Raw genomic sequence first — 24,670 nt, forward strand, 5'->3', positions numbered from 1 at the left:
TCCTTTTTTGCGTCGAGGATCAGGCGTCTGGGATGATCCTTACAGGCACGCCCTTGTAGGCCGGTGTCTTTGAGTGCTTGTCGTGATGATCGAGCGGCACCAGCGGATTGAGTTCGGGATAGTAGCCACCCACGCAACCATCCGGCAGGTCGAATGGTGTGACCGTCAGGCCCATAACGCGGCGGTCCTTGCCGTCTTCCGCATCGGCAGCCAATCCCACCACTTGCCCCGCCCGCAGCCCCGCCTTTTCGATATCCTTCGGGTTGATCAGCAAAACCGATCGCGTTCCCTCCACGCCGCGCAATCGGTCGCTATAGCCGTAGATTGTCGTATTGAACTGATCGTTGCTGCGCAGGGTCATGAGACGGAACCGGCCCGCCTTATCTGAAAAGCCGGCAGCTGAGAGCATATCAGGCACGGTGAATTCGGCCTTGCCGCTCTCGGTCTTCCAGATCCGTTCGCGGGCGCTGTTGCCACGGTAAAAGCCGCCGGGCGTAAACATCCGCTTGTTGAAGTCCCGGAACTGCTCCGGATAGGTCGCCTCGATGGCGTCACGCACCTTGCCGTAATCGCCCAGCCATTCCTCCCAGGGCACGTTAGGGTTTGGCTCCAATGTTTCCTGGGCGATGCCCGCGACGATGGCGAGTTCCGATCTCAAGTCCTGGCTTGCCGGCTTGCGCTTGCCGATCGATCCGTGGATGCAGCTCAGGCTATCCTCCATGGTCACAGTTTGCGGACCGCCTGCCTGCATGTCCTCCTCAGTGCGACCGAGACAGGGCAGAAGATAGGCGACCTCTCCATTGAAGAGATGGTTGCGATTGAGCTTGGTGGCAATCTGCACGGTGAGCCGCATGGTCGGCCAAGCCTGTTCCATCGCCCCCTGCTCCGGCACCGCCCTTAGGAAGTTGCCTCCGAGGCCGATAAACGCCTTGATGTCACCGGAAATTATGCCTTCACAGGCCTCGACTGTCGTCACACCCTTTTCCTTCGGCGGGGTGAACCCGTAAAGCTGTTCCAGCTTGTCGAGCGGTGCGAGTTCCGGCTTTTCAGTAATACCGACGGTACGCTGACCCTGGACATTGGAATGGCCGCGCACTGGCGAAACACCCGTTCCATCACGACCGATATTGCCCTTCATCAACATCAGATTGACGAGAGTGGCGATGTTTTCAAATCCGTGCACATGCTGGGTCAGGCCCATGCCGTAGATGGCAATCGTCTTGTCGGCCTCGACATAAATCTGGCCGGCCAATTCCAGCGCTGACCGGGTGAGACCGGATTCGCGTTCGATATCGTCCCACTCGGTGGCGCGAACCTTCTGCTCGAAAGCTTCGAAGCCATCGGTGTGCTGAGTGATGAAGTCGCGGTCGAGCACGCTGAGGCCACGCGCTTGCGCCTCGTCATCTTTTGCGAGTACGTGCTTGCACAGGCCCATAATCGCCGCGATGTCGCCGCCCGTTTTGACCTGATGGTACTGGCAGGAGAGTTCCGTTTCCTTACCCGTCAGCATTTCCGTCGGGCTTTGCGGGTTGATCATCGAGATCAGGCCCTTTTCCCGCACCGGATTGAAGGTGACAATCTTGCAGCCACGCCGCACGGCCTCCTGCAATGGGTGTAGAAAACGGGGGCTATTGGAGCCGGTATTCTGGCCGAAAAAGAAGATCGCGTCGCAGGTGGAGAAGTCTTCAAAAACAGTCGTGCCAACTGGTGAGCCGATCACCTTCTTCAGCGTAACCGAGGTGGTTTCGTGGCACATATTGGAACTGTCGGGCAGATTGTTGTTGCCATAAAGGCGCGCGAAGAGCGCGTAGCAATAAGCCGTTTCCAAGCTGGCGCGCCCGGACGCGTAAAAGACGACGGATTTCGGATCAAGTCCTTTGAGCTCCTGCCCGATAGCGGAATAGGCCTCATACCAGCTGCAGGGGACGTAGCGGTCCGTCTCCCGATCATAGCGCATAGGATGCGTCAGGCGCCCTTGCTGCTCCAGATCGTGGTCGCTCCAGGTCTTGAGTTCTTCGACCGTGTGCTTGGCAAAAAAATCCGGCGTGCAGCGGCGTGTCGTCAGCTCCCACAGCGTCGCCTTGGCGCCGTTCTCGCAAAACTCTAGCGCGTTATGACCGGCCGGTTTCGTCCACGCGCAGGAAACGCACATGAAACCGCCCGGCTTGTTCTGCCGGTATAGAGTCTCAAGAGCCATCGGGGATGGTCTTTCCATCCCGGCGATTTCAACGATGCCACGCACCGAGCCCCATCCACCGACCGGACCATCGTAATGCAGCGTCTGGTCTTTATCGGCCATAGTGGGTCTCCTTCTGACGATTGGGGAGCGGATACAGGACTGTATTTGCTCGCGGCCCAAACGCCTGGAGACACCATCGGGTTCCGCTAACCAGAGCTTGCCGCTGTTCACGAAATTGCGCTTTGGAGTGACGTGCAGCCCTCTTCCGGAGGGGCTGCCAGAAGAAATAACGTGTTTGCAAACCCGGACTGCAAAGCATGGCTTTTAGCGGCGAACGGCAAATCCGCCTTCTGCGTCATCCATATTAGAGCAATTTATTCCCCCTCAGTACCCACGAGAAGCAAGGGGCATGCTTTATAAAATAATCCATTATTTCTATAGTTTATGCAGAACTTCAAATGCCTGCCGCAGTTTTCATCCTGAGGATAGCAGCGCCGGGCTTGATGGCAAGCAGCCAACCGTGTGGAAGGAAACGGATATGTCGAGCCAGAAGAGAGAGCCGCTCAAATTCGCCTATTGGGTGCCCAATGTATCAGGCGGGTTGGTGATCAGCACGATAGAACAACGCACCCATTGGGGCATCGACTATAACAGGAAGCTGGCGCAGATCGCCGAACAGAGCGGGTTTGATTATGCCTTGAGCCAGATCCGCTTCACGGCTGGCTACGGCGCTGACAACCAGCACGAATCCGTGTCCTTCAGTCATGCGTTGCTGGCTGCAACGGAGCGGCTGCGCGTTATCGCTGCCGTTCTCCCTGGCCCCTGGCATCCGGCATTGCTTGCCAAGCAGATCGCCACGATCAGCCACCTCACCAACGGCCGTGTCGACGTCAATATCGTTTCGGGCTGGTTCCGGGGTGAGTTCACATCCATCGGCGAACCGTGGCTGGATCACGATGAACGTTACCGCCGCTCGGAAGAGTTCATCCGCGCCATCAGAGGCGTCTGGACCGAAGACAGCTACAATCTGCGCGGCGATTTCTACCGCTTTACGGATTACTCAATGAAGCCGAAGCCGCTTGGGGGAGTTCCGCAGGTATTCCAGGGGGGCTCGTCGCGCGCGGCCCGCGACATGGCGGCCCGGGTGTCCGACTGGTACTTCACCAATGGCAACACGCCCGACGGCCTCAAGGCCCAGGTCGACGATATCAGGACGAAGGAAAAGCTGTTCGGCAAGACCTGGCGCACCAAGATCGGCATGAACGCTTTCGGCATCGTGCGCGAAACGGAAAAGGAAGCGCAGGATGTGCTGAAGGAGATCATCGACAAGGCGATCCCCGACGCCGTCAAGGGTTTCCACCACGAGGTTCAGAATGCCGGCAATGCTTCGCCTGAGCGGGAGGGCAATTGGGCAAAATCGACCTTCCAGGACCTCGTCCAGTACAATGACGGCTTCCGCTCAAACCTGATCGGCACGCCTGAACAGGTGGCCGAGCGGATCATCGAGCACAAACGCGCTGGCGCCGACCTGATCCTCCTGGGCTTCCTGCACTTCCAGGAAGAGGTCGAGTTCTTTGGCAAGAATGTTCTACCGCTGGTGCGCGAGTTGGAAGCGCGCGAGGACGGAGCGCTCGAAGCGGCCGAATAACGGCCAAAGCTTACAGCAACATTTTCAAATCTTGATGTGACGCAGTCCCGCTAGGCGGGGCTGCGAGGGGTGGACTTTGCCCGGGACTGGGCGAGCCGTTGAGGAAAGACATGGTCTACGTCAACTATTTTTTCTCGGCCCTTGAGGCGGCCGAAATGTACGGCGACGACTACGTTGGGCCGTCTGTGCGGGCGCAGGAGCGCCAGCAGGCAGATATTGCCGCATCGCAGGGACCGCTGCTCGCGCTGGAAAACGTTACGCTTTCCTTTGGTGGCGTCACCGCGCTTGCGGCTGTTGATCTCACCATCGCACCGGGTGAAATTCATGCAGTCATCGGGCCAAACGGGGCTGGCAAGAGTTCGCTAATCAATGTGATCAGCGGCTTGTATCGCCCGAGCAGTGGTCGGGTCTGGGTTGATGGTGTCAGCTATGCCGGCGTGCCCGCCCATCGGGCGGCTCGGCTTGGTCTGTCCCGGACCTTCCAGACGCCGGCGCTGTTCAAGGGGCTCTCTGTCGCGGATAATATTGTCACCGGCCTCGCCTATCGTAATCGGTCGAATTTCCTAGGTCAGGCTCTCGGCCTGCCGCTGTCGCGCCGTGAACAGGCCGAGGCCCGCCAACGGGGGGAAGAGGTGATGACACTGCTGCGGCTTGAACGCTACGCCAACCATCTGACCGGCGCCCTGCCCTACGGCCTGCAGAAGCGCACCGAACTTGCCCGCGCCCTGGCGCCCAATCCGAAAGTGTTGCTGCTTGACGAGCCGATGGCCGGCATGACCGCGACCGAGAAGTTGGAAATGGCCGACTATGTCAGAGCGGCCCGCACACGTTACGGGACGACCATCGTCCTTGTCGAGCACGATGTCGGGTTGGTGATGGACCTGTCGGACCGGATCGCGGTGCTCGACTACGGCCGCAAGATTGCCGATGGCACGCCGGAAGAGGTCCGCAACAACCAGGCGGTGATCGATGCCTATCTCGGCGTTCCCCACGACAACGAACAGGGAGCCGGCATCTGATGGCTGACTTCGATTATCTCTTCTTCCTGGAAGTGCTGACCGGCGGGCTGTTGTCGGGTGTGATGTATTCCTTGGTCGCAATCGGCTTTGTGCTGATCTACAAGACCTCGGGCGTCCTCAATTTCGCGCAAGGATCAATCCTGCTGTTTGCCGCGCTGACCTTCGTGTCACTGACGGAAAAGGGCGTACCTTTCGCGCTGGCGCTTGCTGTAACCTTCGCGGCCATGGTCGTGATTGGCGTCGCCGTGGAGCGCGTCGTGCTGCGCCCGTTGGTCAATAAGCCGCCGATCACGCTGTTCATGGCCACGCTCGGGCTGTCCTATGTCATCGAAGGAGCGGCCCAGCTGCTGTGGGGAACGCAGGTGCATGGGCTGGATCTTGGCATCGAGGATATCCCGTTCGAATTTCACGGCATCCTGATTTCGACCTTCGACCTCTTTGCATCAGGCGTTGCGGCTGTGATGGTCGCCGGCCTTCTCTTGTTCTTCCGCTATAGCAGGGTCGGGCTAAGCTTCCGGGCGGTCGCCGATGACCAGTTCGCGGCGCTCGCGGTCGGGCTGAGACTGCCGCGCATCTGGCCAACCGTCTGGGCGGCCTCAGGCCTCGTCGCTCTCGTGGCGGGCCTACTGTGGGGGGCACGCAGCGGCGTTCAGTTTTCCCTGTCGCTCGTCGTCCTCAAGGCGCTGCCCGTGCTGGTGCTTGGTGGCTTTGACTCCATCGCGGGCGCCATCGTCGGCGGCCTGATCGTCGGCGCCAGCGAAAAGCTTGCTGAAGTCTATCTGGGTGCCTTCATCGGTGGGGGCATCGAAGGCTGGTTTGCCTATGTGCTGGCGCTTGCCTTTCTCCTGGTCCGGCCGTCCGGCCTGTTCGGCCAAAATCGAGTGGAGAGAGTGTGATGACGACGAACGCATTGCGCCCGAACACCCCGTCCTCTTGGCTCTTGCTCGCTCTGGTCCTCGCCCTTGCCTATGCAATCATCCCGCTCTTCGGCACCGGCTATCTGATCGAAGCGATCATGCTGCCCTTCCTGGCACTGTCGCTTGCAGGCGTCGGCCTCAACCTCTTGACGGGCTATGCCGGACAGGTCTCGCTCGGCAGTGCCGCCTTCATGGCGGTCGGCGCCTTCGCGGCCTTCAATTTCAACCTGCGCGTCGACGGATTGCCGCTTCTGGTCAGTCTCGTCGCCGCTGGATTGACGGCGGCTGCCGTTGGCATCGTCTTCGGCCTGCCCAGCTTGAGGCTGCGCGGCTTCTACCTCGCCGTATCGACACTGGCTGCTCAGTTCTTCGTGCAATGGGCACTGACAAAGTTCAGCTGGTTTTCCAACAACAATCCGTCCGGCGTCATCGACGCGCCGGCGATCCGACTGGCCGGGATCGATATGACGTCGTCACTCGGTCGCTACTACTTTGCGTTGATCGTCGTCTCTCTGCTGACCCTTTTTGCCTGGCGGGTGGCGACATCCCAGACCGGCCGCAATTTCATCGCCGTGCGCGACAACGAGACGGCAGCGAATTTCATCGGTGTTCCCGTGCTGAAGACCAAGCTGCTGGCGTTCGGCCTGTCGTCTTTTATCATCGGGATCGCCGGGGCGCTCTGGGCGTTTGCCTATCTGCGCACCGTCGAGCCTGCCGGGTTCAACCTCGACCGGTCGTTCCAGATCCTGTTCATCGTCATCATCGGCGGGCTTGCCACCATCAGGGGCGCCTTCCTAGGCGCGGCCTTGATCGTAGTCTTTCCCGTGGTGCTGTCGCGGGTCGGCAGTCTTGTCTTCGGGTCGATGTTCGACTCCGGCACGCTGGATATGACCCAAAGGATCGTACTCGGCGCTCTGATTATCACCTTTCTGATCCTGGAGCCGGATGGACTTGCCGCGCTCAGCCACCGGCTGAGGCTCTGGCGGCAGGCTCCTGCCCCGGCAAGCTGACCACCACGCACCATCAAACCATTGATCATTCATCATACCGGCCGCGCCGGTACACGGAGGGACTCTATCCATGAAGACCATCAAGACCGTCACGAAAACGGCGCTTGTCGCACTTGCCCTGGCAGGGGCAGCCAGCCTCGCGCCGGCCACCAATTTCGTCTCGGCTGCGCATGCCGACGAGCAGTATTTTCCGCTGCAGAGCTACCGGGTCGGCCCCTATGCGGCAGGCGGCACCGGCTTTTTCGGCGGCTTCATCGATTACCTGAACCTAATCAACACCCGCGACGGCGGCGTCAATGGCGTTAAGCTGACCTGGGACGAATGCGAAACCCAGTACGAGGTCGAACGCGGCGTCGAGTGCTACGAGCGGCAGAAGAGCCATCCGGGAGCTGCCGCCTGGAACCCCCTGTCGGTTGGCATCGCCTATGCAATGATCGATCGTATCACCACCGACAAGGTGCCGCTGATAACAGTCAATCACGGCCGCACGGACTCGACCGATGGTCGCGTTTTCCCGTTCGTCTTCCCGCTGCTGCTCAATCCCTATTCGGAGACCTCGGGTATCGTGAATTACCTCGCCTCGCGTGAAGGCGGGCTTGAGAAGTTGAAGGGCAAGAAGATCGTCGTGCTCTACCACGGCTCGCCCTACGGCAAGGAAACCATCCCGATCTATGAATTGCTGGCGCAAAAATACGGGTTTGAAGTACAGCAGATTGAGGTGCCGCATCCCGGCAACGAGCAGCAGAGCCAGTGGCTGACCATCCGACGCGCCAAGCCGGATTACGTGGTGCTGCGCGGCTGGGGCGTGATGAACCCGGTGGCGCTGAAGACGGCGCAGAAGGTGGGTTACCCCGCCACCAAGATCGTTGGCAATGTCTGGTCCAATTCCGAAGAAGACGTCATCCCCGCCGGCGATGCTGCAATCGGCTATACCGCGATTACCACCCAAGCCTCCGGCACCGATTACCCAATCGTCAAGGACATCGTCAAAACCCTCTACGATCAGGGCAAGGGCAACCTTGAGGACAAGCAGCGGATTGGTTCGGTCTACCACAATCTCGGCATCGTCAACGGCATCCTCAATGTCGAAGCGATCCGCATTGCCCAGGAGAAATTCGGCAAGCGGACGCTGAGCGGCGACGAAGTGCGCTGGGGTTTCGAACATCTGAAACTCGACGAAGCCAAGGTTGAGGCACTGGGCGCCAAGGGACTGTTCCACTCGATCAATGTCAGCTGGGACAATCACGAGGGCGAGGGCTACGTCACCTTCCAACAGTGGGATGGCAAAAAATGGAAAGTGGTCTCCGACTGGATCGCACCTGATTGGGCGCTGCTGCGGCCGATCATCGAAAAGTCCGCCGAAACCTATGCCAAGGACAAGGGTATCACGCTGCGCACTGCGGCTGACGCCGAAACGGTCGCCGCCCGCACCAACTGATGCAATCGGGGCGGAATCCATCACGCCAGCTCCGCCCCGTTCATCTTGGTTAGCGCCCAAAGGAAACGCAATGTCAGAAAAACCTGTCATTCTCGATGTCCGCTCCATCAGTGCCGTCTATGGCGGCGCAATCCGTGCGCTCACTGACGTCTCGTTTTCACTACGGTCTGGCTCCATTCTCGCCGTGCTCGGCTCGAACGGCGCCGGCAAGACAACGGTGCTGAAAGCCGTATCAAACCTGCTACCGGCAGAGCGCGGCCAGGTTGCATCCGGTTCGGTACGGTTCGATGGTGTCTCGACACTGAACCGCGCCCCTGCCGATCTGGTGAGGGCCGGGCTGGTGCAGGTGCTCGAAGGGCGACACTGCTTCAAAAGCCTCACAGTCGAGGAAAACCTGATCACCGGCGGTCTCGGCCGCAGCAGTTCCCGCCGTGAAGTAGCCGATGATCTCGAGCGTATCTACGAGATTTTCCCACGCTTGCGGGAGCGGCGACGACTGGCGGCAGGCCTCACTTCGGGTGGGGAACAGCAAATGACAGCTATCGGCCGGGCGCTGATGTCACGGCCACGATTGCTGGTTCTCGATGAACCCTCGATGGGGCTCGCACCCCTGGTGATCCGAGGGATATTCGAGGCGCTGAAGCGTCTCAGCGCAGAGCATGGTCTGACCATTCTCGTTGCTGAGCAGAATTCATCGATTGCCCTTGCCTATGCCGACACTGCCATCGTCATCGAAAACGGCGTGTCGGTCCTTACCGGCTCCGCAGCAGACCTGCGCAGCCGTGCCGACATCAAGGCCTTCTACCTGGGCGAAAAATCGTCCCAGGCGAGACCGGCCGCCTGATCAACCCTTTCAAGATTTTCTAGGAGAGTGCCATGAACATCATTGCCAAGCCTGAACAGACCGGCGTACCGGCAGTCGCTCGTCCAAGCGAACCGGCCCATATCATCAAGACAGACGCTGAAGCCATCGAGGTGGCGCGGGCACTGGCCAAGGAGTTCGCCAAGGGCGCGGCCCTTCGCGACCGCGAGCGGATCTGGCCAGCGGCTGAACTGGACGCATTCTCGCAGAGCGGGCTCTGGTCCATCAATGTTCCCAGGGAATTCGGCGGCCCTGAGGTTTCCTATGCGACGTTGGCCAAGGTCATCGAGATCATTTCCGAGGCCGATTCCTCCATCGGCCAGGTCGCGCAGAACCATCTCGGCGTCGTTGCCGCGATCCGCACCGTCTCTGACAAGGCGCAGCAGCAGTTGATCTTCGGCGAAGTGCTGAAGGGCCTGCGTCTGGGCAACGCCTTTTCCGAATTCGGCTCCAAGCGAGCCGTGGATTTCGAGACGAAGTTCACCGACCATGGCGATCATGTCATCGTGACGGGCAAGAAATTTTATTCTTCCGGTGCCTTGCTCGCCCACAAGGTACCGATTGTCGCGCTGGATGACGAAGGCCGTGCCTGGTATGCAATCGCGGACCGCGATGCGCCAGGCCTGACCGTCATCGACGATTGGTCGAGCTTCGGTCAGCGCACCACGCTGTCTGGCACGGTCATTCTCGATCACGTCAAGGTCGACAAGGCCTGGCTGGTGCCAGGCTACAAGGGCTATGAGACGCCAACGGCCGATGGTGCGATCTTCCAGATCATCCAGGTGGCTGTCGACACAGGGATCGCTCAAGCGGCAATCACGGAGACCGTGGATTTCGTGCGCACCAAGTCCCGCCCGTGGGTAGATTCCGGACTGGAGCGGGCGAGCGATGATCCCTATACGATCCAGGCTGTAGGTGGCCTATCGCTTCGGCTGCACGCAGCTCAGGCTCTGCTTGAAAAGGCTGGGCGGGCAATTGATGTCGCTGTCGCAAACCCGAACGCGGAAACCGTTGCCGAAGCACAGATCATCACTGCCGAAGCCAAAATTCTCTCGACGGAAATTGCCATCGAGGCGACCAACAAGCTATTTGAACTGGCAGGAACGCGCTCGACGCTGGCGGAGCACAATCTCGACCGGCATTGGCGCAATGCCCGCACCCATACTTTGCATGATCCAGTGCGCTGGAAATATGCCATTCTCGGCAGATATTACCTGAATGGCGAGAAGCCGCCGCTTCACGCCTGGAGCTGAGAGTCAGGCCATCTGGTTTAAGAGACGGAGAAATTCATGTCCGACGTCAACCATCGTCCAACCGTCGCCATTATCGGCGGCGGCTTTACCGGGGCTGCCGTGGCGTGGAACCTTGCCCGCAAAAGTCGGCCGGGTACCGTCCGCATCGTCGTATACGAGCCGCGCGCCATCATTGGCGCAGGGCTGGCTTACGACACAAGCAATCCGTCGCACCGCATCAATGTGCCGGCAGACCGGATGAGCCTCGATCCTGATGTGATGGACGATTTCCTCAGCTGGGTGAAGCAACAGGGCCTTGACCGACAAGACCGCCAGGCGGTGCTTGATGACGGTCGGGTCTTCCCGCGCCGGCGGGATTTTGGGACGTATGTCACGGCAAGGCTGGCACCGTATCTCACCGAGGGACGCGTTGAACATGCGCGCGCGAAGATAGAGCATATCGAGCGCGACGCATCACGCTGGCGTATCACCGGCGCCGATGGCACTGTGCAAGATGCGGATGCCGTGGTGATCGCGACCAGCCATCCCTCCCCGTCACCACCGAAAGCGCTGGCCGTCGCCCTTGGCGGCCATCCTGGCTTCGTGGCTGACGCCACTCAGGCGGATGCATTGAGCACGATCCGCCCACACCACCGGGTTCTGATCGTCGGCAATGGGTTGACCGGTGCGGATATCGCCGCGACCCTGCTGGACGCTGGCCATACTGGGCCGATCATCAGCATTTCACGGCGCGGCCTGCGATCAAGGGGACATGCCCAGATGCCGCAGGAGCCGTTTGGGGATTTTTCGAGCCGGCCGGTCACGTCGGTTCGACAATTGACGCGGCAAATCCGCGAGGAGATCGGTCGCGCAGCGGCCGAGGGTACCAGCTGGCATGCGGTTCTCGACAGCGTACGCAGCCAGGCTCAGGCGATTTGGCCCCAACTGTCGATCGAGGAGCGGCGGCGGCTGGTGCGCCATCTCAGGCCTTTTTGGGACGTGCATCGCTTCAGGATCGCGCCGCAGATTGAGGCCGCTATCGATCAGGCAGTTGCCTCAGGACAAATGCGGGTCCTCGCGGCCTCCGTTCAGGATGCCTCGCAATCCGGCGAGGAAATCGCCATCACGCTGCGCGAGACGCGCAGCCGCAGGGTTATCAATCACCATTTTGACGCCGTGGTCATTGCTACCGGCCCGGCCCATGGTGGCATTATTGGAAACCAGCCCTTCCTTCGGGATCTGGCGGCGAAAGGGCTTGTCGCGCTCGACCCGACCGGTCTCGGCCTTGCTTGCGACCGGCAATCCCGGCTACTCGATGAGCACGGAAACGCCACCCCTCGCCTGCTCGTCGCCGGTCCTCTGGCACGCGGTACCTTCGGAGAATTGATGGGCCTGCCGCAGGTTTCCGAACATGCCAGGCAGGTTGCCGATCATCTCGTCGCCACCTTGGGGCTTGCTGAGGGCGGTCATCAAGCGACGGAAAACGCCGCTTGATATCGCCGAGAGCATCCCTCGTGCCGCCGCTGACTTATGCGGCAACCGTCACAGCCGTTTTTTCAGCCTCTGATCCGCCCGAGCGCTTGCGCCGCCAATCGCCGAGGAAGAGCAGGATTGGTGCGGCGATAAAGACCGAGGACGAGGCGGCAATCAAAATACCGAAGATCATCGGCACAGCGAAGCTTTCCACAGCGCTACCACCCCAGATCGCCATCGGCAGCAGCGATAGAAAAGCGGTGGCGGACGTGTAGAGGCTGCGGGCCAGCGTTTCGTTGATCGATAGATCGATCAGGTCGCGCAGTGGCATGCTCTTGTAGAGCCGCATGTTTTCGCGCATCCGATCATAGACCACCACCTTGTCGTTGACGGAATAGCCGACCAGCGTCAGCAGTGCGGCAATGGCCGTCAGGTTGAAGTCGAGCCCGGTCAACGCGAAGAAGCCGATGGTTTTTGTCACATCCAGCACCAGCGTTGCAATCGCTCCGACGGCGAAAGGCCATTCAAAGCGGAACCAGATATAGGCGAGCATGGCAAGGCTGGCGAGCACGACGGACAGGATGCCAGCGGTCGCCAGTTCCCCTGATATCTTCGGGCCGACAACTTCGGTACGGGCGACAGTCGCCGTAGCGTCGACGGCTTTGACTTCCGTGCGCAAACGTTCGACTGCCGCCGTCTGGGCCTCCTCGCCGCCCGGCTGGCGCTCGACGCGAACCAGGAGGTGCCTTGTATCGCCGAATTCCTGCAGGGTGACGTCGCCCAATCCCAGCCCATCGAGGCCGGAACGAAACGCAGCGAGGTCAGCCGGCCCATCCGTCACCACTTCAAGCTGAATGCCACCGCGGAAATCGACGCCGTAATTAAGGCCTGGTGCGAAAAACAGGACAAGCGAAGCAATCGATAGCAGAGCCGAAACGCCAATGCCAAAGAACCGCGCCCGCATGAAGCGAATCTTGGTGCCATCGGGAATGAGTTGGATTGGAAACAGCGGCTTGATCTCCAACCGCTTCAGTTTGAATCGTCGCACGATGGCCAGCATCACAACGCGCACGACGGAAACTGCCGTAAACATGGAAATGGCAATGCCCAACCCCATGGTGATGGCAAAGCCCCGTACAGGGCCGGAGCCGAACCAGAACAGCAGCAGCGTTGCGATCAGCGCAGTAACATTGCTGTCAATAATTGTGGAATAGGCCCGCTGAAAGCCGGCATCGAGCGCCGCTATGGCGCTGCGGCCCTTACGGCTTTCTTCGCGGATACGCTCATTGATGAGCACGTTGGCGTCGACTGCGAGGCCTATGCCGAGCACGATGCCGGCAATGCCCGGCAGTGTCAGCGTTGCCCCGAGCCAGGACAAGGCGGCAAACGTCAGGATGACGTTCAAGCCCAGCGCCAGATTGGCAAGGACGCCCCAGCGGCCATAGAGGACGATCATGAAACCGACGACGAGGCCAAAGCCGATCAGACCGGTATAGACGCCCATCTTGATAGCGTCGGCCCCGAGATCGGCTCCGACCGTGCGTTCCTCGATGACCGTCAGTTTGACCGGCAACGCCCCCGCCCGCAGCAGGGCCGCGAGATCAGTGGCGCTTTCAACAGTGAAATTGCCCGATATTTGGCCGGAGCCGCCAGTGATCGGCTCTCGGATCACCGGTGCCGACAGAACCTTGTCATCGAGCACGATGGCAAAGGGCTTGCCGACATTGGTGCGGGTGATGTCGGCGAAGCGTGCCGCGCCTGCCGTATCGAAGCGGAAACTGACCAGCGGCTCATTGGTATTTTGATCGAAGCTGACGCGGGCATCTGTCAACCGGTCGCCGGCCAGTTTCACGCGATCCTCGACGGGATAGGTTCGGCCTTCGTCATCCTTCAGCAGCGTTACGCCACGCGGCACGGCGCTGCCATCGGTTGCCGTATCCGACAGCATGTGAAAGCTCATTTTCGCGGTGGAGCCGAGCAATTCCCGGATACGGGCAGGGTCTTGAGTGCCCGGCAATTGCACCAGGATACGGTCTCCGCCAATCCGCTGGATCGTTGGCTCGGCCACGCCGACCTGATCGATGCGCTGACGGATGATTTCCAAGCTCTGCTCGACGCCGGCATTGGCCCGATCGGTGATCCCGGCCTCGGTCATGGTGACGGAAATCGTCGCACCACTGCCGGCAAAGGCGAGATCGGGCGTCGACGACAGGCCGACCGGATGCGCGAGCGTATCAAGCGCCTTTAGGGCCACAGGCCGTAGGTCCGCGTTTGGCAGTGTGACGATAAGTTGTGATCCGCTTTTGCGGGCCGTAGCGCCATCAATACCGGCCTCACGGAGGGCTTTGCGCGAGTCCTGGATAAGGCCTTGCAGACGCTCCTGCACGAGGTCGGCGCTATCGACTTCGAGCACGAGATGGGAGCCACCTCTCAGGTCCAGGCCAAGCGAGACTCTGTCTTTTGGAAACCAGGACGGGAGAGCGTTCAGAGCAGCAGGTGAAAGAATGTTTGGCAGAGCCGTGAGAATGCCAAGGGCGATGATAACCACGTAGGTGGCCACCAGCCAGGGAGATGTTTTCATGATGTCTATCCATGCCTGCACCGGCCTCGTCACCCCCGCTGGCGAAGGGCTAGCAGAGGCGACGGCGCGGACGCACGTTGATCGGAAAAGTTAGATCAGACGGTGAGGCAAGGCGGGGCGCGGGGTGGATTGGCCCTATTTGGCCTATCGGTGACGCCATCCACCGGTGCAGTTGGTAGAGATTGTGCGGCAATGAAGTGGCCGGGTACAGTCCATGCGGCAATCGAGAAGCTGATGCCCGGCGGAGGCGGCGGAACACGTGGATCGGGTCTTGCCGAAACGGCAAACGCGCGTCCAATCGGATCGCGTGCAGCAAGGTGCTGTGACGGCTGGCCGTGCGATACGGCAATGGCACCATGCGGTGTCAGAACAGGTCGCGGCCCATGGAAAGACCAGCCGAGATAGGCAATTGCTAGTGCCAGAAAGGCAACGAGCAGAGCTGGCCTGAAGGCAGGTGCTGAGGAGGCGATCGTCTCGCGGGATGTCGCTTCGCGTTGCATCGCCATGGGATCTGCCTATCAGAAGGGGGCCAGGCTGTCGAGGCGCAAGCAGCAAAAGGGAGAAGACCGCTGCTCACAGCTGGCAACGCCATTCCCTAAATTTAAACAGAAAAACGCAAAATTCTAAATAATAAAGAGTTTATTTATATAGCAACTATAAATACAGGGGAAATTGAAACACTCCTTTTACGGACACAACCATCATGCGGAACATCCCGATCATTGGAAAATTCCTGCTCATAATGGCCCTGTTCGGCGTCTTCGCAGTTAGCGTTGCCGGATATGCCGCCTACCAGATCAAAGCGACCGATACCAGCTACAGCAATCTGATCGACCAGGAAACCAAGGCTGCGCTTTATGCCTCGCGCGCCAACAGAGCCCTGCAAGGCTCTCGCGCCGCACTCGGTGACCTCCTGATGGCCAGAAACGATCAAAGCAACGATGTCGCGCTAAAGGAATTTACCACTCAGCATGATAATTTCATAAAATATATGGACACGGCCATTGCCGCGCTTCCGTCTTATGCCGAAGCTCGCACGATGAAAGAGCAGGGTGTGACCTTGCTTGAAAAGACCTGCGTCCAGACGATCGAACTCGCAAAAAAATCAATAACGCCAGACGAGATTGCCGCGAGCCAGACCGTCTATTTGGCGGATTGTCAGCCAAGCTTTACGGCACTGTCCGCGAAGTTTTCTCAGATGATCAACGCGTCGAGTGATGCCGCAAATAAGGGTAGCGACAATCTCAGCGATAACAGCAACTATACCGCCGTTCTGACACTCGTAGGTGTCATCGGCGGGTTGCTTGTGGTGTTGCTGATTGGCTTCTTCACCATCCGCTCATCCTTGGTCCAGCCGATCAAAGAGATTGCCGGGACCATGGAGATACTGGCCGGCGGCAACTTCGACGCTCCTGTCGATGGCGCTGATCGCCGAGATGAGGTCGGCACGATGGCGAAGGCCGTGATGATCTTCAAGGAAAACGGTCTGCGCGCCAAGGCGTTGGAGCAGGAAGCCGCCAAAACGCGCGATCTCAGTGAAGCTGAACGCGAGCGGGTTGCCGAGGCCGACCGCAAGCGCAACACAGAGATGGCGCAGGCCACCTCCGGCCTTGCAAAGGGCTTGCAGCACATGGCCAATGGCGATCTGACGTTCCACCTCCAGGAGCCCTTCTCCGGCGAATTCGAAGGGTTGCGCGCAGATTTCAATGCGACTGTCTCGAAGCTGCGCGATACGTTGGGATCCGTCAGCCATGCGACGAGCTCGATCGACGGTGGCTCGCGAGAACTCAGCACCAGCGCCAACGATTTGTCCAAGCGCACAGAGCAGCAAGCTGCCGCCCTCGAGCAAACGGCAGCCGCTTTGAACGAGATCACGACGAATGTCTCTAATTCGGCGAAGAGAACCGAAGAGGCCCGCTCCGTTGCTATGGAAGCGAACCGCTCCGCCCAGCAATCGGGTGACGTCGTTGCCAACGCTGTCAATGCCATGCAACGGATTGAGGACAGCTCCTCGAAAATCTCCAATATCATCGGCGTTATCGATGAAATTGCGTTCCAGACCAATCTTCTGGCGCTGAACGCTGGGGTCGAAGCTGCTCGCGCGGGTGAAGCAGGCAAAGGCTTTGCCGTCGTTGCTCAGGAAGTTCGAGAACTGGCACAGCGTTCCGCCCAGGCAGCCAAGGAAATCAAGGACCTGATCCGCAATTCGGCTGACGAGGTGGAGAACGGCGTCAAACTTGTCTCTGCAACTGGTGAAGTGCTGAAAGTGATCGAAGGTCACGTTGTTGCGATCAATGGGCAGCTTGATGCGATCGCCACATCTGCCCGCGAACAATCTGTCGGTCTTGCAGAGGTCAATACCGCGATCAATCAAATGGACCAAGTGACCCAGCAGAATGCCGCAATGGTGGAAGAAGCCACAGCGGCAAGCAGCTCACTTGCCGGAGAAGCCGAAAAGCTTCGCCAATTGATCGGCCAATTCCAGCTCGGCAATACCGGGATGGCCGGCACCTCGTCCCAGGCCAGGCCGGCCTATGCGTCACCTGCTCCCGCGCAAAGCGGTCAGCGGGCCGTCGCGTCCCCTGCCCGCAAAATGGTGGGACAGGTCGCAAAAGCTTTGGGCTTGAACAGCGCAGCAAAGACCGACAATTGGGAAGAATTCTGATCGCCTGCCCGACAAAAGTGTGGTGCATTGGCTAAAGCGCCAGCTGGCAACAAAATCTCCTCGCCTAACGGCAAGGACAGAAATTGTAAGCCATCTGGCGCTTACTTGGCGTCATTAGTCACGCATTACGCGCGTTCGCCGACCAGATAGGCATAACGGAGCTTGATAGAGTTGTTGGGCCGCTGGATATCCATTTTGGGTCCATACATGAGTTCAGGCGTCAAAATCTTGCTGGCGTCTGAAACCTTTGGCACAGTTCCAAGTAAATAAATGTCCCGACTAAGATATGTCCGAGTTTCAAATGCATCGGACTCCATATAGTTGACCTGAACGACAAATGCGCCGTCACCTTTCTCCATCATCTTTGAGAGGATCTTCGCCTCGTTATTTTCCAACCATTTTGTTGCCCAATGGGTCAACGCGTAGCTGTTGAGCGCTTCCGATCCCATTCGCAAAGCAGATGCGGCTGCACCGCCAACTGCATTGCGCGTCCCAACTTCCCGCGGGCCAGGTGCGTAGGTGATATAGTCCAGCGACGGACCACGCCCCATACGACTCATTGGCTGAGATGCGCCGTCACCATTGAACGGTTTCATCTTGAGGCGAGACGAAGAAACATCAAAATCGGGCATAGCCATTTCCTTTAAACAAAACGAGTTGATGGCATGAGCAGACGGTGGACGAGGTATTAGAAGATCGTCCGGTTGATTTTGAGCCACATGCCCTTACAAAGACGGCAGCCGTCTCTAGCACCCAATTGCCTTGGGTCCTGGTTGCTCCGACATCGTGTGAAAACGGCACCGCCCGAAGGCGGTGCCAGATGACCGTTAAGCCGCCTTGGTAGTCGACAGATCGTAAGAAGCGATCATCGGCGACTTCGGGTTGTTCTGGTCGTCGTAAGGCGTATACTTCACTTCGATCTTGGTGAAGTTCAGCTTGATGGTTTCGACCGGGCGGTCACCGCTGGAATCGACGGAATAATTGGCGATCAGCGTGTTGGTGAGCGTGTATTCGATATAGGTATTGCCGGGATTGCCGGTCGTGACCATGTGGATCACCGCCTGCTTACCAGTGCGGCCTGCGCAGGCTTCCTGGAACAGCTTGGTGGAGGACGAATCGCTCACTTTGGTCAGGATCACTTCGGAAACCGCTGGCTCGGAAGCTTCGCGGTTAGCGGTCGAACCGGCCGTGGTGTTCATGGCGCGGCTGACATTCCAGTGGATGGCTTCGATATCCATCCAGTTGCGATGTTCTTCGTGAGTAGCATCACCCTGGATACCGTCGATCTTCAGATAAATCGGCATATAACTCTCCTATAAAAATTGAAAGAACCTCGTTCACAGCGAGGCATGGTTCACCTTTCACTCACTGCCGCATGCGTCTGGATACCCCTTCCGACGCGGCGTCCTTATCCATCGATGCGGCAGAGGCATCGACGAATTCCTCTTGTTCCCCAGCGGCCTCGGCGCGAACGCCGAACCCATTTTCGTCATGTGTCACCTGCGCATGCGCAAGTTTTGCCCCCGATGCGACCAGTTCCAGGAAGAAACTGGAGAGCGGTGGCAACAAGTCCCGGCCAATCATGATTTCTATGGCTCGAGCCCCGATTTCGCTTGCAGCTGCCCTTGCGACCAGCGCCTCACGCGCCGCTTCGGACAAGGTCAGCTCCGTTCCGTAAGCGGAGAAAATCCGCTCGCGAATTTTGTCAATCTGGATGTCGACGATCCGTGCCAGCGCCGGCCTGTCGAGCGGCATGAAGGGCAGAAGCACGGTCCGGCCGAGGAAAGCAGGCTTGAATTGCTTTTGCAGCTCCGGCATCAGCAGCGCTTCCAGCGCCTCGCCTTCGGGCATGGTTTCCGGATCGGCGGCAAGCGATGCAAGCAACTCCGAGCCGGTATTGGCCGTCATGAAAATCGTGGTGTTGCGGAAGTCGACATCGCGGCCTTCGCCGTCGCGCAGCATGCCCTTGTCGAACACCTGGTAGAAAATGTCCTGCACACCAGGATGTGCCTTGTCGATTTCATCGAGCAGCAGCACGCCGTAAGGCCGGCGGCGGACGGCCTCGGTCAAAACACCACCTTCGCCATAACCGACATAGCCGGGAGGTGCGCCGAGAAGCATCGACACCTTATGCTCCTCCTTGAACTCTGACATGTTGATGACCGTCAGATGCTGACTGCCGCCGTAGAGAAGATCGGCAAGCGTCAGGGCAGTCTCAGTCTTGCCGGTACCAGACATGCCGACCAGCATGAAGACAGCCGGCGGACGGCGCGGATCGGAAAGACCGGCCCGTGCCGCGCGCATTGCATCGGCAATTCGCTCAAGAGCAGCATCTTGGCCGATCACCTTGTCCTTCAGACGCTTGTCGAGGCTCTTTGCGCTTTCGATCTGGTCAGCCAGCAGCTTGCCGAGCGGAATGCCGGTCCAACGGGACAGGACCGAGGCAATCACGTTGCGATCGACCACGCGCGGCACCAGTCTTTCTTCGCCGGCGGCGGTTGGCGCCAGCGATGCGGCACGGCGGGTCAGGCCACGGCTGCGCAGCGGGGTGATGTTAGCAACGGGCTCTGCTAAAGCAGGCACAACATCGGACGTTGCAGGCGGCGTGGCTTCAGTAGCCGCAAGGGCAGCAATTTCCGCGTCGTATCGGGCTTGCAAGGCCTCTATTTCTCCAGTGAGACGCTCTATTTCGGCTTGGACCGCAGCGCGCCGCTCGTCAAGCTCAGCGTCATCGGCCTCGCGTGCCAGCCATTCGGCCTCGACGTTCAGATGCGCAAGCTCGCTTTGCATGAGCAGCAACTGTTCCGGCACGGTCTGGCGTGCGAGCGACACGGCCGCCGCGGCGGTATCGATCAGGCTCACGGCCTTGTCAGGCAATTGCCGGGCGGGGAGGAACCGCGCTGAAAGCTGCACGGCAGCAACGATCGCCTCGTCGCGGATTGCCACGCCGTGGTGAGACATGAAGGTGCCCGCGACACCGCGCAACATGCGAATAGCCGTCTCTTCATCCGGCTCACGCACCTGTACCGGCTGGAAACGACGGGTTAGTGCGGCGTCCTTTTCGAAGTAGCGCTTGTATTCGCTCCAGGTCGTAGCGGCGATTGTTCGAACTTCGCCACGCGCCAAAGCAGGCTTCAGAATGTTGGCAGCGTCGCCCTGCCCGCTTGCACCACCAGCGCCGATCAGTCCGTGGGCTTCGTCAATAAACAATATGATTGGTTCAGGCGAGCGCTTTACCGCTTCGATCACGCCGGTCAGTCGCCGCTCGAACTCGCCCTTCACGCCGGCTCCGGCTTGCAGGAGTGTAAGGTCAAGCATCAGCAGCCGTACATCCCGCAGTTTTTCCGGCACGCGACCGGCTGCAATTTCCAGCGCAAGCGCTTCGGCAACGGCCGTCTTGCCGACCCCGGCTTCTCCGACGAGGATTGGATTGTTCTGGCGCCGGCGCAGCAGAATATCAATCATCTGCCGCAACTCGCCATCGCGACCGACCACAGGGTCGAGACGGCCAGTTTTAGCGTCTTCCGTCAGGTCATGTGTATAGAGTCTGAGGAACTCGTCGTTGCGAACAGGCGCCGTCGACAGGGTTGAAGCCGCCGCCTCGCCTGTATCCTCCGCCTGCAGCAATGCCTGCAACGCGCTTCGGTCGACCATGCGCAGCGATGGGAAACGGCCGCGAGTAAGCGTCCGCAACGACGGCTCATCATCCATCGCCACAAAGATGTCGGAAAGCATTATCGCGTTCCGACCAGATTGCAGCGAGGCGCAAATCCATGCCTCGCGGCCAAGGGTGAGAATGTTCTGAGATAGTGCCAGCTGATCGGAGCCGGTAACGGCTGTGTCGTCGAGGGTGTCATTGACTTCACGACGGAGCGCAGCGAGCGGCAAGCCCAATTTATCGAGCGTTTCCTGAAAAATCGCGGCATCAAGAATGGCTGCTAAAAAATGGGCGATATCAACCTGGCCGTGATTACGGCTAGCCGCCGTGGATGCGGCCGTCTCAAGTGCGACACGCAAATTTGGCTCAAACGATTCGATCAACCGATTGACGTCAATATGCGACATCCGGAACGCCTCCCCAGCAACGACCTTACCCTCGTTGGAATGAACAACTAAGGCGCTAAATGCGACCTGTCCAGACCGGCGCGCAAATTTTTTAAGAAATGCAAAGACTGCCGATCTGCTTAGCTTCAAACAATTGACCTCAGGTTGACAAAAATATAACTGCGCTCCACATTAGCAAGCGGGATATATTAGTTAATTCAAAACGGAGCTAGTCTATCGTTGAGTGACAATGATTTGGCTAAAGCGTTAGTAGAAAATGGACCGTGCGGAAATAATATTCGCGTGGATGCGAATTTTCGTGATGTATACTATAGAATTAAGGACGCCAGGAACCAAGCAAGGACTGAGGAAAGAGCTGCATCACCCGGTGAGGTGATCAAAGTTTCCCAGAATTGGAACGTTGTCAGCAATCTCGGGTTGCAGATTATTTCTTCGATCAGCAAAGACATCGAAGTATTGGCTTGGCTTGCAGAATCCCGTTTGCGACTTGAAGGTTTTGGCGGCTTGAAAGATGTCTATGAAGCGACAGCGTCGCTTATAGAACGACATGCCGACGAGCTTCATTCCATCGACGATGAAGATGCTGAAGAAAAGTTCGCTCCGTTTGCGGGTTTGAACGGTTTCGGCGCCGAAGGAACATTGATTCAGCCCCTTCGTCTGTCATCGTTGCTGCCAGGCGGTAAATTCGGTGAATTTACACTTTGGGATTTCCAGCTTGCTCAGCGCAATGATGAGGCTGGCCGGCGCGACGAGTTGCATCAGGCTGCCGCGGAGGCCGGAATTGCAGCTATGTCCGCGCATCTTGCCGAGGTGAGTGCTTGCCTTGCTGCCTTCAACGCCTTTAATGCGCTGGTTACGGAGCGTTACGGTCAGCTCGCGCCACCAGCATCTAATATCCGCAACGTGCTGGAAGAGATTGCCGCAGCTATCCGTGCACTTGGCGGTCGCGACGATGGCGCTTCGTCGTCCGAAACAATCTCGCCAGAGAAGGTCGCGTCAGTTTCGGACGATGCGATGCCGATTGCGGCGCCGCAGCCGGCCCGCACGCCAGAGGGAATCGCCTCCCGTGAGGAAGCCTTCGATCTCCTGATGAATGTCGCCCGTTATTTCCGACGCACCGAGCCGCACTCGCCGATTTCACTCGCGATCGAGACATTGGTGCGCCGTGGGCGCATGGATTTTTCCGAATTGCTGACGGAATTGCTGCCGGAGGCACAGACCCGAAACGCCGTTCTCATCGCAGCCGGCATCAAGCCGGCGCGGGAGAATGGAACTTAGTGGCGCGGCAGGACTTGCTGCGTCGATCTGCAATCTTTCGATGCCCAGGGGCTATTTAGGAGGGTGAGTTATGGCAAGTGTACATGAGAAGCTTGAGCGGGTGCGCAAGCCGAGAGTTCACATCAAGTACGAGGTTGAAACCGAAGGTGCGATGGTGGTCAAGGAGCTGCCCTTCGTCGTGGGTGTCCTCGGTGATTTCTCGGGTAATCCGACCCAGCCGCTGAAGCCTTTCAACGAGCGCAAGTTCGTCCAGATCGATCGGGACAATTTCGACGACGTGATGCGGCGTATGACGCCTGGCCTCAATCTGCAGGTCAAGAATACGATCGAGAATGACGGGACCGACATTGCAGTCAATTTGAAATTTGAAAGCATGGACGACTTCCTGCCTGGCTCTGTTGTGCAGCAGGTTCCCGCGCTGAAGGCGCTCCTCGATGCTCGCAACGAATTGCGCGACCTGCTGAGCAAGGCCGACCGCTCGGAAGACCTGGAGCGGCTGCTTGAAGACATTCTGCAGAACCGTGGTGATCTTTCCAAACTCGTTGCCGAGCTGAAAGACCGACCCGACAGCAATGGCCAGAGCTGAGACCAGCCGCATAGAGCATCGGTCCGATGCTCTAGATTTATGTTTTTGCATCGGATTTTCCGAAAACCGGTTCCCATGTTTCGGTCCGATGCTTTAACCCCAACCTCTTTTTCTGGCGGCCCGGATGTGACGCCGCATTGGAAGGATTGAAGAGATGAGCGCTGAAAGCGTTTTGAAGTCGAATGAAGCGGCATCGACCACCGAGGAGCAAGGGCTTCTCTCGAAAGTCGTCGCCGCCACCCGTCAGACCGAGCCTGACCGCGCCCGCAGCCTGCTCAACACGCTGACCGACCAGGCCCTCAAGGGCACCGTGAAATATGACCGCAACCTGACGGTCACTCTGAACAATGCTATTGCTGAGCTGGACCGGGTGATTTCCACTCAGCTCGCCGCGATCATGCAATCGCCGGAATTTACCAAGCTCGAGGGTAGCTGGCGCGGGTTGCACTATCTGGTCAAAAACTCCGAGACCAGCGTCAATCTGAAGATCCGTGTGCTCAACGCATCCAAGCGCGAAATCTCGAAAGACCTCGCAAAGGCAGTTGAATTCGACCAGTCGCGGCTGTTCAAGTCGATTTACGAAGATGAGTTCGGCACGCCTGGTGGCGAACCGATGGGCGCAATCGTCGGCGACTACGAGTTCGACAACTCGTTTGAGGACGTGCAGACCCTTCAGGGTGTCTCGTCGATTGCCGCAGCAGCGTTCGCACCGTTCATTTCAGCCGCGAGCCCACGCATGTTTGGCTTCGACGATTTCCGCGAGCTGTCGCGCCCGCGGGATCTCGAGAAGATCTTCGAAACGGTCGAATACGCGAAATGGCGCAGCTTCCGCGAAAGCGACGATTCGCGTTTCGTAACGCTCGCGCTGCCGCGCGTTCTCGCCCGCATGCCCTATAGCCCGAAGACCAGCCAAATCGACGAATTCAACTTCGACGAGACGCAGGGCGAGACCAGCGGTGAACTGCATCACGACAGCTATTGCTGGATGAACGCGTCTTACGTGATGGGCACGCGACTGACGGAAGCTTTTGCCAAAAACGGCTGGTGCACGGCAATCCGTGGTGCTGAAAATGGCGGTAAGGTCGAAAACCTGCCGATGCATGTGTTCTCCAGCGATGACGGTGATCTTGACCTGAAATGCCCGACCGAAGTCGGCATTACCGACCGGCGCGACGCCGAACTCGGCAAGCTCGGCTTCCTGCCGCTCTGCCACTACAAGAACACCGACTATGCCGTCTTCTTCGGCGCGCAAACTGCCCATAAGCCAAAGCTCTATGACAAGCCGGAAGCCACCGCCAATGCAGCCGTGTCGGCACGCCTGCCCTATATGATGGCGACTTCGCGTTTCGCTCATTATCTGAAGGTGATGGGTCGCGACAAGATCGGTTCCTTCATGGAAGCGGACGATTGCGAAGTCTGGCTGAACCGCTGGATCGCCAACTACGTCAACGCCAATGACGATGCCGGTGAAGATTCCCGCGCCCGTTATCCGCTGCGCGATGCCAAGGTGACGGTGCAGGAAATCCCCGGAAAGCCGGGCTCCTACAACGCCGTAGCCTGGCTGCGTCCCTGGCTGCAGATGGAGGAACTCACGACCTCGCTGCGCATGGTCGCTCGTATCCCATCGAAGAATTAACGAGGAGCCACGCCTGCGCGGGGAACGCTCCGCGCAGGCGCGCTATCAGGCGCAAGGGTTAAGGGTCGGCGGGACAGGGCA

The 24,670-nt window shown here is 58.9% G+C and carries 18 protein-coding genes; 12 read left to right on the forward strand and 6 right to left on the reverse strand.

Features of this window, described 5'->3' with window-relative positions:
• Nucleotides 1-19 precede the first annotated feature (19 nt).
• Complete coding sequence (locus BJF91_RS04660; protein WP_075613309.1) at nt 20-2,299, reverse strand: FdhF/YdeP family oxidoreductase; 2,280 nt, start codon at nt 2,297-2,299, stop codon at nt 20-22.
• Nucleotides 2,300-2,717: 418 nt separating this feature from the next.
• On the opposite strand from BJF91_RS04660, the gene sfnG reads away from it, so the two are divergent.
• The 8 genes from sfnG (at nt 2,718) to BJF91_RS04700 (ending at nt 11,799) form a co-directional block, all read left to right on the forward strand.
• Nucleotides 2,718-3,827 carry a dimethylsulfone monooxygenase SfnG gene (gene sfnG / locus BJF91_RS04665; RefSeq protein WP_075613310.1) on the forward strand — a complete coding sequence of 370 codons (1,110 nt, stop codon included), beginning with the start codon at nt 2,718-2,720 and terminating at the stop codon, nt 3,825-3,827.
• A gap of 155 nt (nt 3,828-3,982) precedes the next feature.
• A complete protein-coding gene (locus tag BJF91_RS04670; protein WP_075613428.1) occupies nt 3,983-4,846 on the forward strand; it encodes an ABC transporter ATP-binding protein in 864 nt (287 codons plus the stop codon).
• On the forward strand, nt 4,846-5,742 hold the full coding sequence (locus BJF91_RS04675) for a branched-chain amino acid ABC transporter permease (protein WP_075613311.1): 897 nt from the start codon (nt 4,846-4,848) through the stop codon (nt 5,740-5,742). The genes BJF91_RS04670 and BJF91_RS04675 overlap by 1 nt, the downstream gene beginning before the upstream one ends.
• Complete coding sequence (locus BJF91_RS04680) at nt 5,742-6,773, forward strand: branched-chain amino acid ABC transporter permease (protein WP_075613312.1); 1,032 nt, start codon at nt 5,742-5,744, stop codon at nt 6,771-6,773. Before BJF91_RS04675 ends, BJF91_RS04680 begins: the two co-directional genes overlap by 1 nt.
• Nucleotides 6,774-6,843: 70 nt before the next feature.
• Nucleotides 6,844-8,211 carry an ABC transporter substrate-binding protein gene (locus tag BJF91_RS04685; RefSeq protein ID WP_075613313.1) on the forward strand — a complete coding sequence of 456 codons (1,368 nt, stop codon included), beginning with the start codon at nt 6,844-6,846 and terminating at the stop codon, nt 8,209-8,211.
• Between the two features lie 70 nt (nt 8,212-8,281).
• The gene (locus BJF91_RS04690) at nt 8,282-9,055 is read left to right on the forward strand and encodes an ABC transporter ATP-binding protein (RefSeq protein ID WP_075613314.1); all 774 of its coding nucleotides are present in this window, start codon (nt 8,282-8,284) and stop codon (nt 9,053-9,055) included.
• A 32-nt stretch (nt 9,056-9,087) separates the two neighbouring features.
• Entirely contained in the window at nt 9,088-10,326 is a 1,239-nt protein-coding gene (locus tag BJF91_RS04695) for an SfnB family sulfur acquisition oxidoreductase (protein ID WP_075613315.1), read from the forward strand.
• Nucleotides 10,327-10,362: 36 nt separating this feature from the next.
• Complete coding sequence (locus tag BJF91_RS04700) at nt 10,363-11,799, forward strand: FAD/NAD(P)-binding protein (protein ID WP_075613316.1); 1,437 nt, start codon at nt 10,363-10,365, stop codon at nt 11,797-11,799.
• 34 nt (nt 11,800-11,833) lie between these two features.
• Here BJF91_RS04700 and secD read toward each other — a convergent pair whose 3' ends face one another.
• Both secD and BJF91_RS04710 read right to left on the reverse strand, forming a co-directional pair.
• Nucleotides 11,834-14,359, reverse strand: coding sequence for a protein translocase subunit SecD (secD, locus tag BJF91_RS04705; RefSeq protein WP_075613317.1), 2,526 nt, complete (start codon nt 14,357-14,359; stop codon nt 11,834-11,836).
• A 95-nt stretch (nt 14,360-14,454) separates the two neighbouring features.
• Nucleotides 14,455-14,865 carry a hypothetical protein gene (locus BJF91_RS04710; protein ID WP_075613318.1) on the reverse strand — a complete coding sequence of 137 codons (411 nt, stop codon included), beginning with the start codon at nt 14,863-14,865 and terminating at the stop codon, nt 14,455-14,457.
• Between the two features lie 197 nt (nt 14,866-15,062).
• Here BJF91_RS04710 and BJF91_RS04715 point away from each other — a divergent pair, with 197 nt between their 5' ends.
• Nucleotides 15,063-17,024 (forward strand): methyl-accepting chemotaxis protein, encoded by a 1,962-nt coding sequence (locus BJF91_RS04715; RefSeq protein WP_075613319.1) that lies wholly within the window; start codon nt 15,063-15,065, stop codon nt 17,022-17,024.
• 125 nt (nt 17,025-17,149) lie between these two features.
• On the opposite strand, the gene BJF91_RS04720 is transcribed toward BJF91_RS04715, so the two are convergent.
• The 3 genes from BJF91_RS04720 to tssH form a co-directional block, all read right to left on the reverse strand.
• Complete coding sequence (locus tag BJF91_RS04720; protein WP_075613320.1) at nt 17,150-17,656, reverse strand: hypothetical protein; 507 nt, start codon at nt 17,654-17,656, stop codon at nt 17,150-17,152.
• A gap of 195 nt (nt 17,657-17,851) precedes the next feature.
• The gene (locus BJF91_RS04725; RefSeq protein WP_075613321.1) at nt 17,852-18,328 is read right to left on the reverse strand and encodes an Hcp family type VI secretion system effector; all 477 of its coding nucleotides are present in this window, start codon (nt 18,326-18,328) and stop codon (nt 17,852-17,854) included.
• A 61-nt stretch (nt 18,329-18,389) separates the two neighbouring features.
• On the reverse strand, nt 18,390-21,089 hold the full coding sequence (tssH, locus tag BJF91_RS04730; protein WP_075613322.1) for a type VI secretion system ATPase TssH: 2,700 nt from the start codon (nt 21,087-21,089) through the stop codon (nt 18,390-18,392).
• A gap of 219 nt (nt 21,090-21,308) precedes the next feature.
• Here tssH and tssA point away from each other — a divergent pair, with 219 nt between their 5' ends.
• The 3 genes from tssA (at nt 21,309) to tssC (ending at nt 24,589) form a co-directional block, all read left to right on the forward strand.
• On the forward strand, nt 21,309-22,367 hold the full coding sequence (gene tssA, locus BJF91_RS04735; RefSeq protein WP_075613323.1) for a type VI secretion system protein TssA: 1,059 nt from the start codon (nt 21,309-21,311) through the stop codon (nt 22,365-22,367).
• Nucleotides 22,368-22,437: 70 nt separating this feature from the next.
• Nucleotides 22,438-22,953 (forward strand): type VI secretion system contractile sheath small subunit, encoded by a 516-nt coding sequence (gene tssB, locus BJF91_RS04740; protein WP_075613324.1) that lies wholly within the window; start codon nt 22,438-22,440, stop codon nt 22,951-22,953.
• Between the two features lie 154 nt (nt 22,954-23,107).
• Complete coding sequence (tssC, locus tag BJF91_RS04745) at nt 23,108-24,589, forward strand: type VI secretion system contractile sheath large subunit (RefSeq protein ID WP_075613325.1); 1,482 nt, start codon at nt 23,108-23,110, stop codon at nt 24,587-24,589.
• The last annotated feature ends 81 nt before the right edge of the window (nt 24,590-24,670 follow it).

The sequence above is a fragment of the Gillisella taibaishanensis genome (genome assembly GCF_001938985.1).
GTDB classification, from domain to species: domain Bacteria; phylum Pseudomonadota; class Alphaproteobacteria; order Rhizobiales; family Rhizobiaceae; genus Allorhizobium; species Allorhizobium taibaishanense.

Coding starts and splice junctions, on each gene's coding strand:
- BJF91_RS04660 (WP_075613309.1), bottom strand. CDS start 2,299: ATGGCCGATAAAGACCAGACGCTGCATTACGATGGTCCGGTCGGTGGA.
- sfnG (WP_075613310.1), top strand. CDS start 2,718: ATGTCGAGCCAGAAGAGAGAGCCGCTCAAATTCGCCTATTGGGTGCCC.
- BJF91_RS04670 (WP_075613428.1), top strand. CDS start 3,983: ATGTACGGCGACGACTACGTTGGGCCGTCTGTGCGGGCGCAGGAGCGC.
- BJF91_RS04675 (WP_075613311.1), top strand. CDS start 4,846: ATGGCTGACTTCGATTATCTCTTCTTCCTGGAAGTGCTGACCGGCGGG.
- BJF91_RS04680 (WP_075613312.1), top strand. CDS start 5,742: ATGACGACGAACGCATTGCGCCCGAACACCCCGTCCTCTTGGCTCTTG.
- BJF91_RS04685 (WP_075613313.1), top strand. CDS start 6,844: ATGAAGACCATCAAGACCGTCACGAAAACGGCGCTTGTCGCACTTGCC.
- BJF91_RS04690 (WP_075613314.1), top strand. CDS start 8,282: ATGTCAGAAAAACCTGTCATTCTCGATGTCCGCTCCATCAGTGCCGTC.
- BJF91_RS04695 (WP_075613315.1), top strand. CDS start 9,088: ATGAACATCATTGCCAAGCCTGAACAGACCGGCGTACCGGCAGTCGCT.
- BJF91_RS04700 (WP_075613316.1), top strand. CDS start 10,363: ATGTCCGACGTCAACCATCGTCCAACCGTCGCCATTATCGGCGGCGGC.
- secD (WP_075613317.1), bottom strand. CDS start 14,359: ATGAAAACATCTCCCTGGCTGGTGGCCACCTACGTGGTTATCATCGCC.
- BJF91_RS04710 (WP_075613318.1), bottom strand. CDS start 14,865: ATGGCGATGCAACGCGAAGCGACATCCCGCGAGACGATCGCCTCCTCA.
- BJF91_RS04715 (WP_075613319.1), top strand. CDS start 15,063: ATGCGGAACATCCCGATCATTGGAAAATTCCTGCTCATAATGGCCCTG.
- BJF91_RS04720 (WP_075613320.1), bottom strand. CDS start 17,656: ATGCCCGATTTTGATGTTTCTTCGTCTCGCCTCAAGATGAAACCGTTC.
- BJF91_RS04725 (WP_075613321.1), bottom strand. CDS start 18,328: ATGCCGATTTATCTGAAGATCGACGGTATCCAGGGTGATGCTACTCAC.
- tssH (WP_075613322.1), bottom strand. CDS start 21,089: ATGTCGCATATTGACGTCAATCGGTTGATCGAATCGTTTGAGCCAAAT.
- tssB (WP_075613324.1), top strand. CDS start 22,438: ATGGCAAGTGTACATGAGAAGCTTGAGCGGGTGCGCAAGCCGAGAGTT.
- tssC (WP_075613325.1), top strand. CDS start 23,108: ATGAGCGCTGAAAGCGTTTTGAAGTCGAATGAAGCGGCATCGACCACC.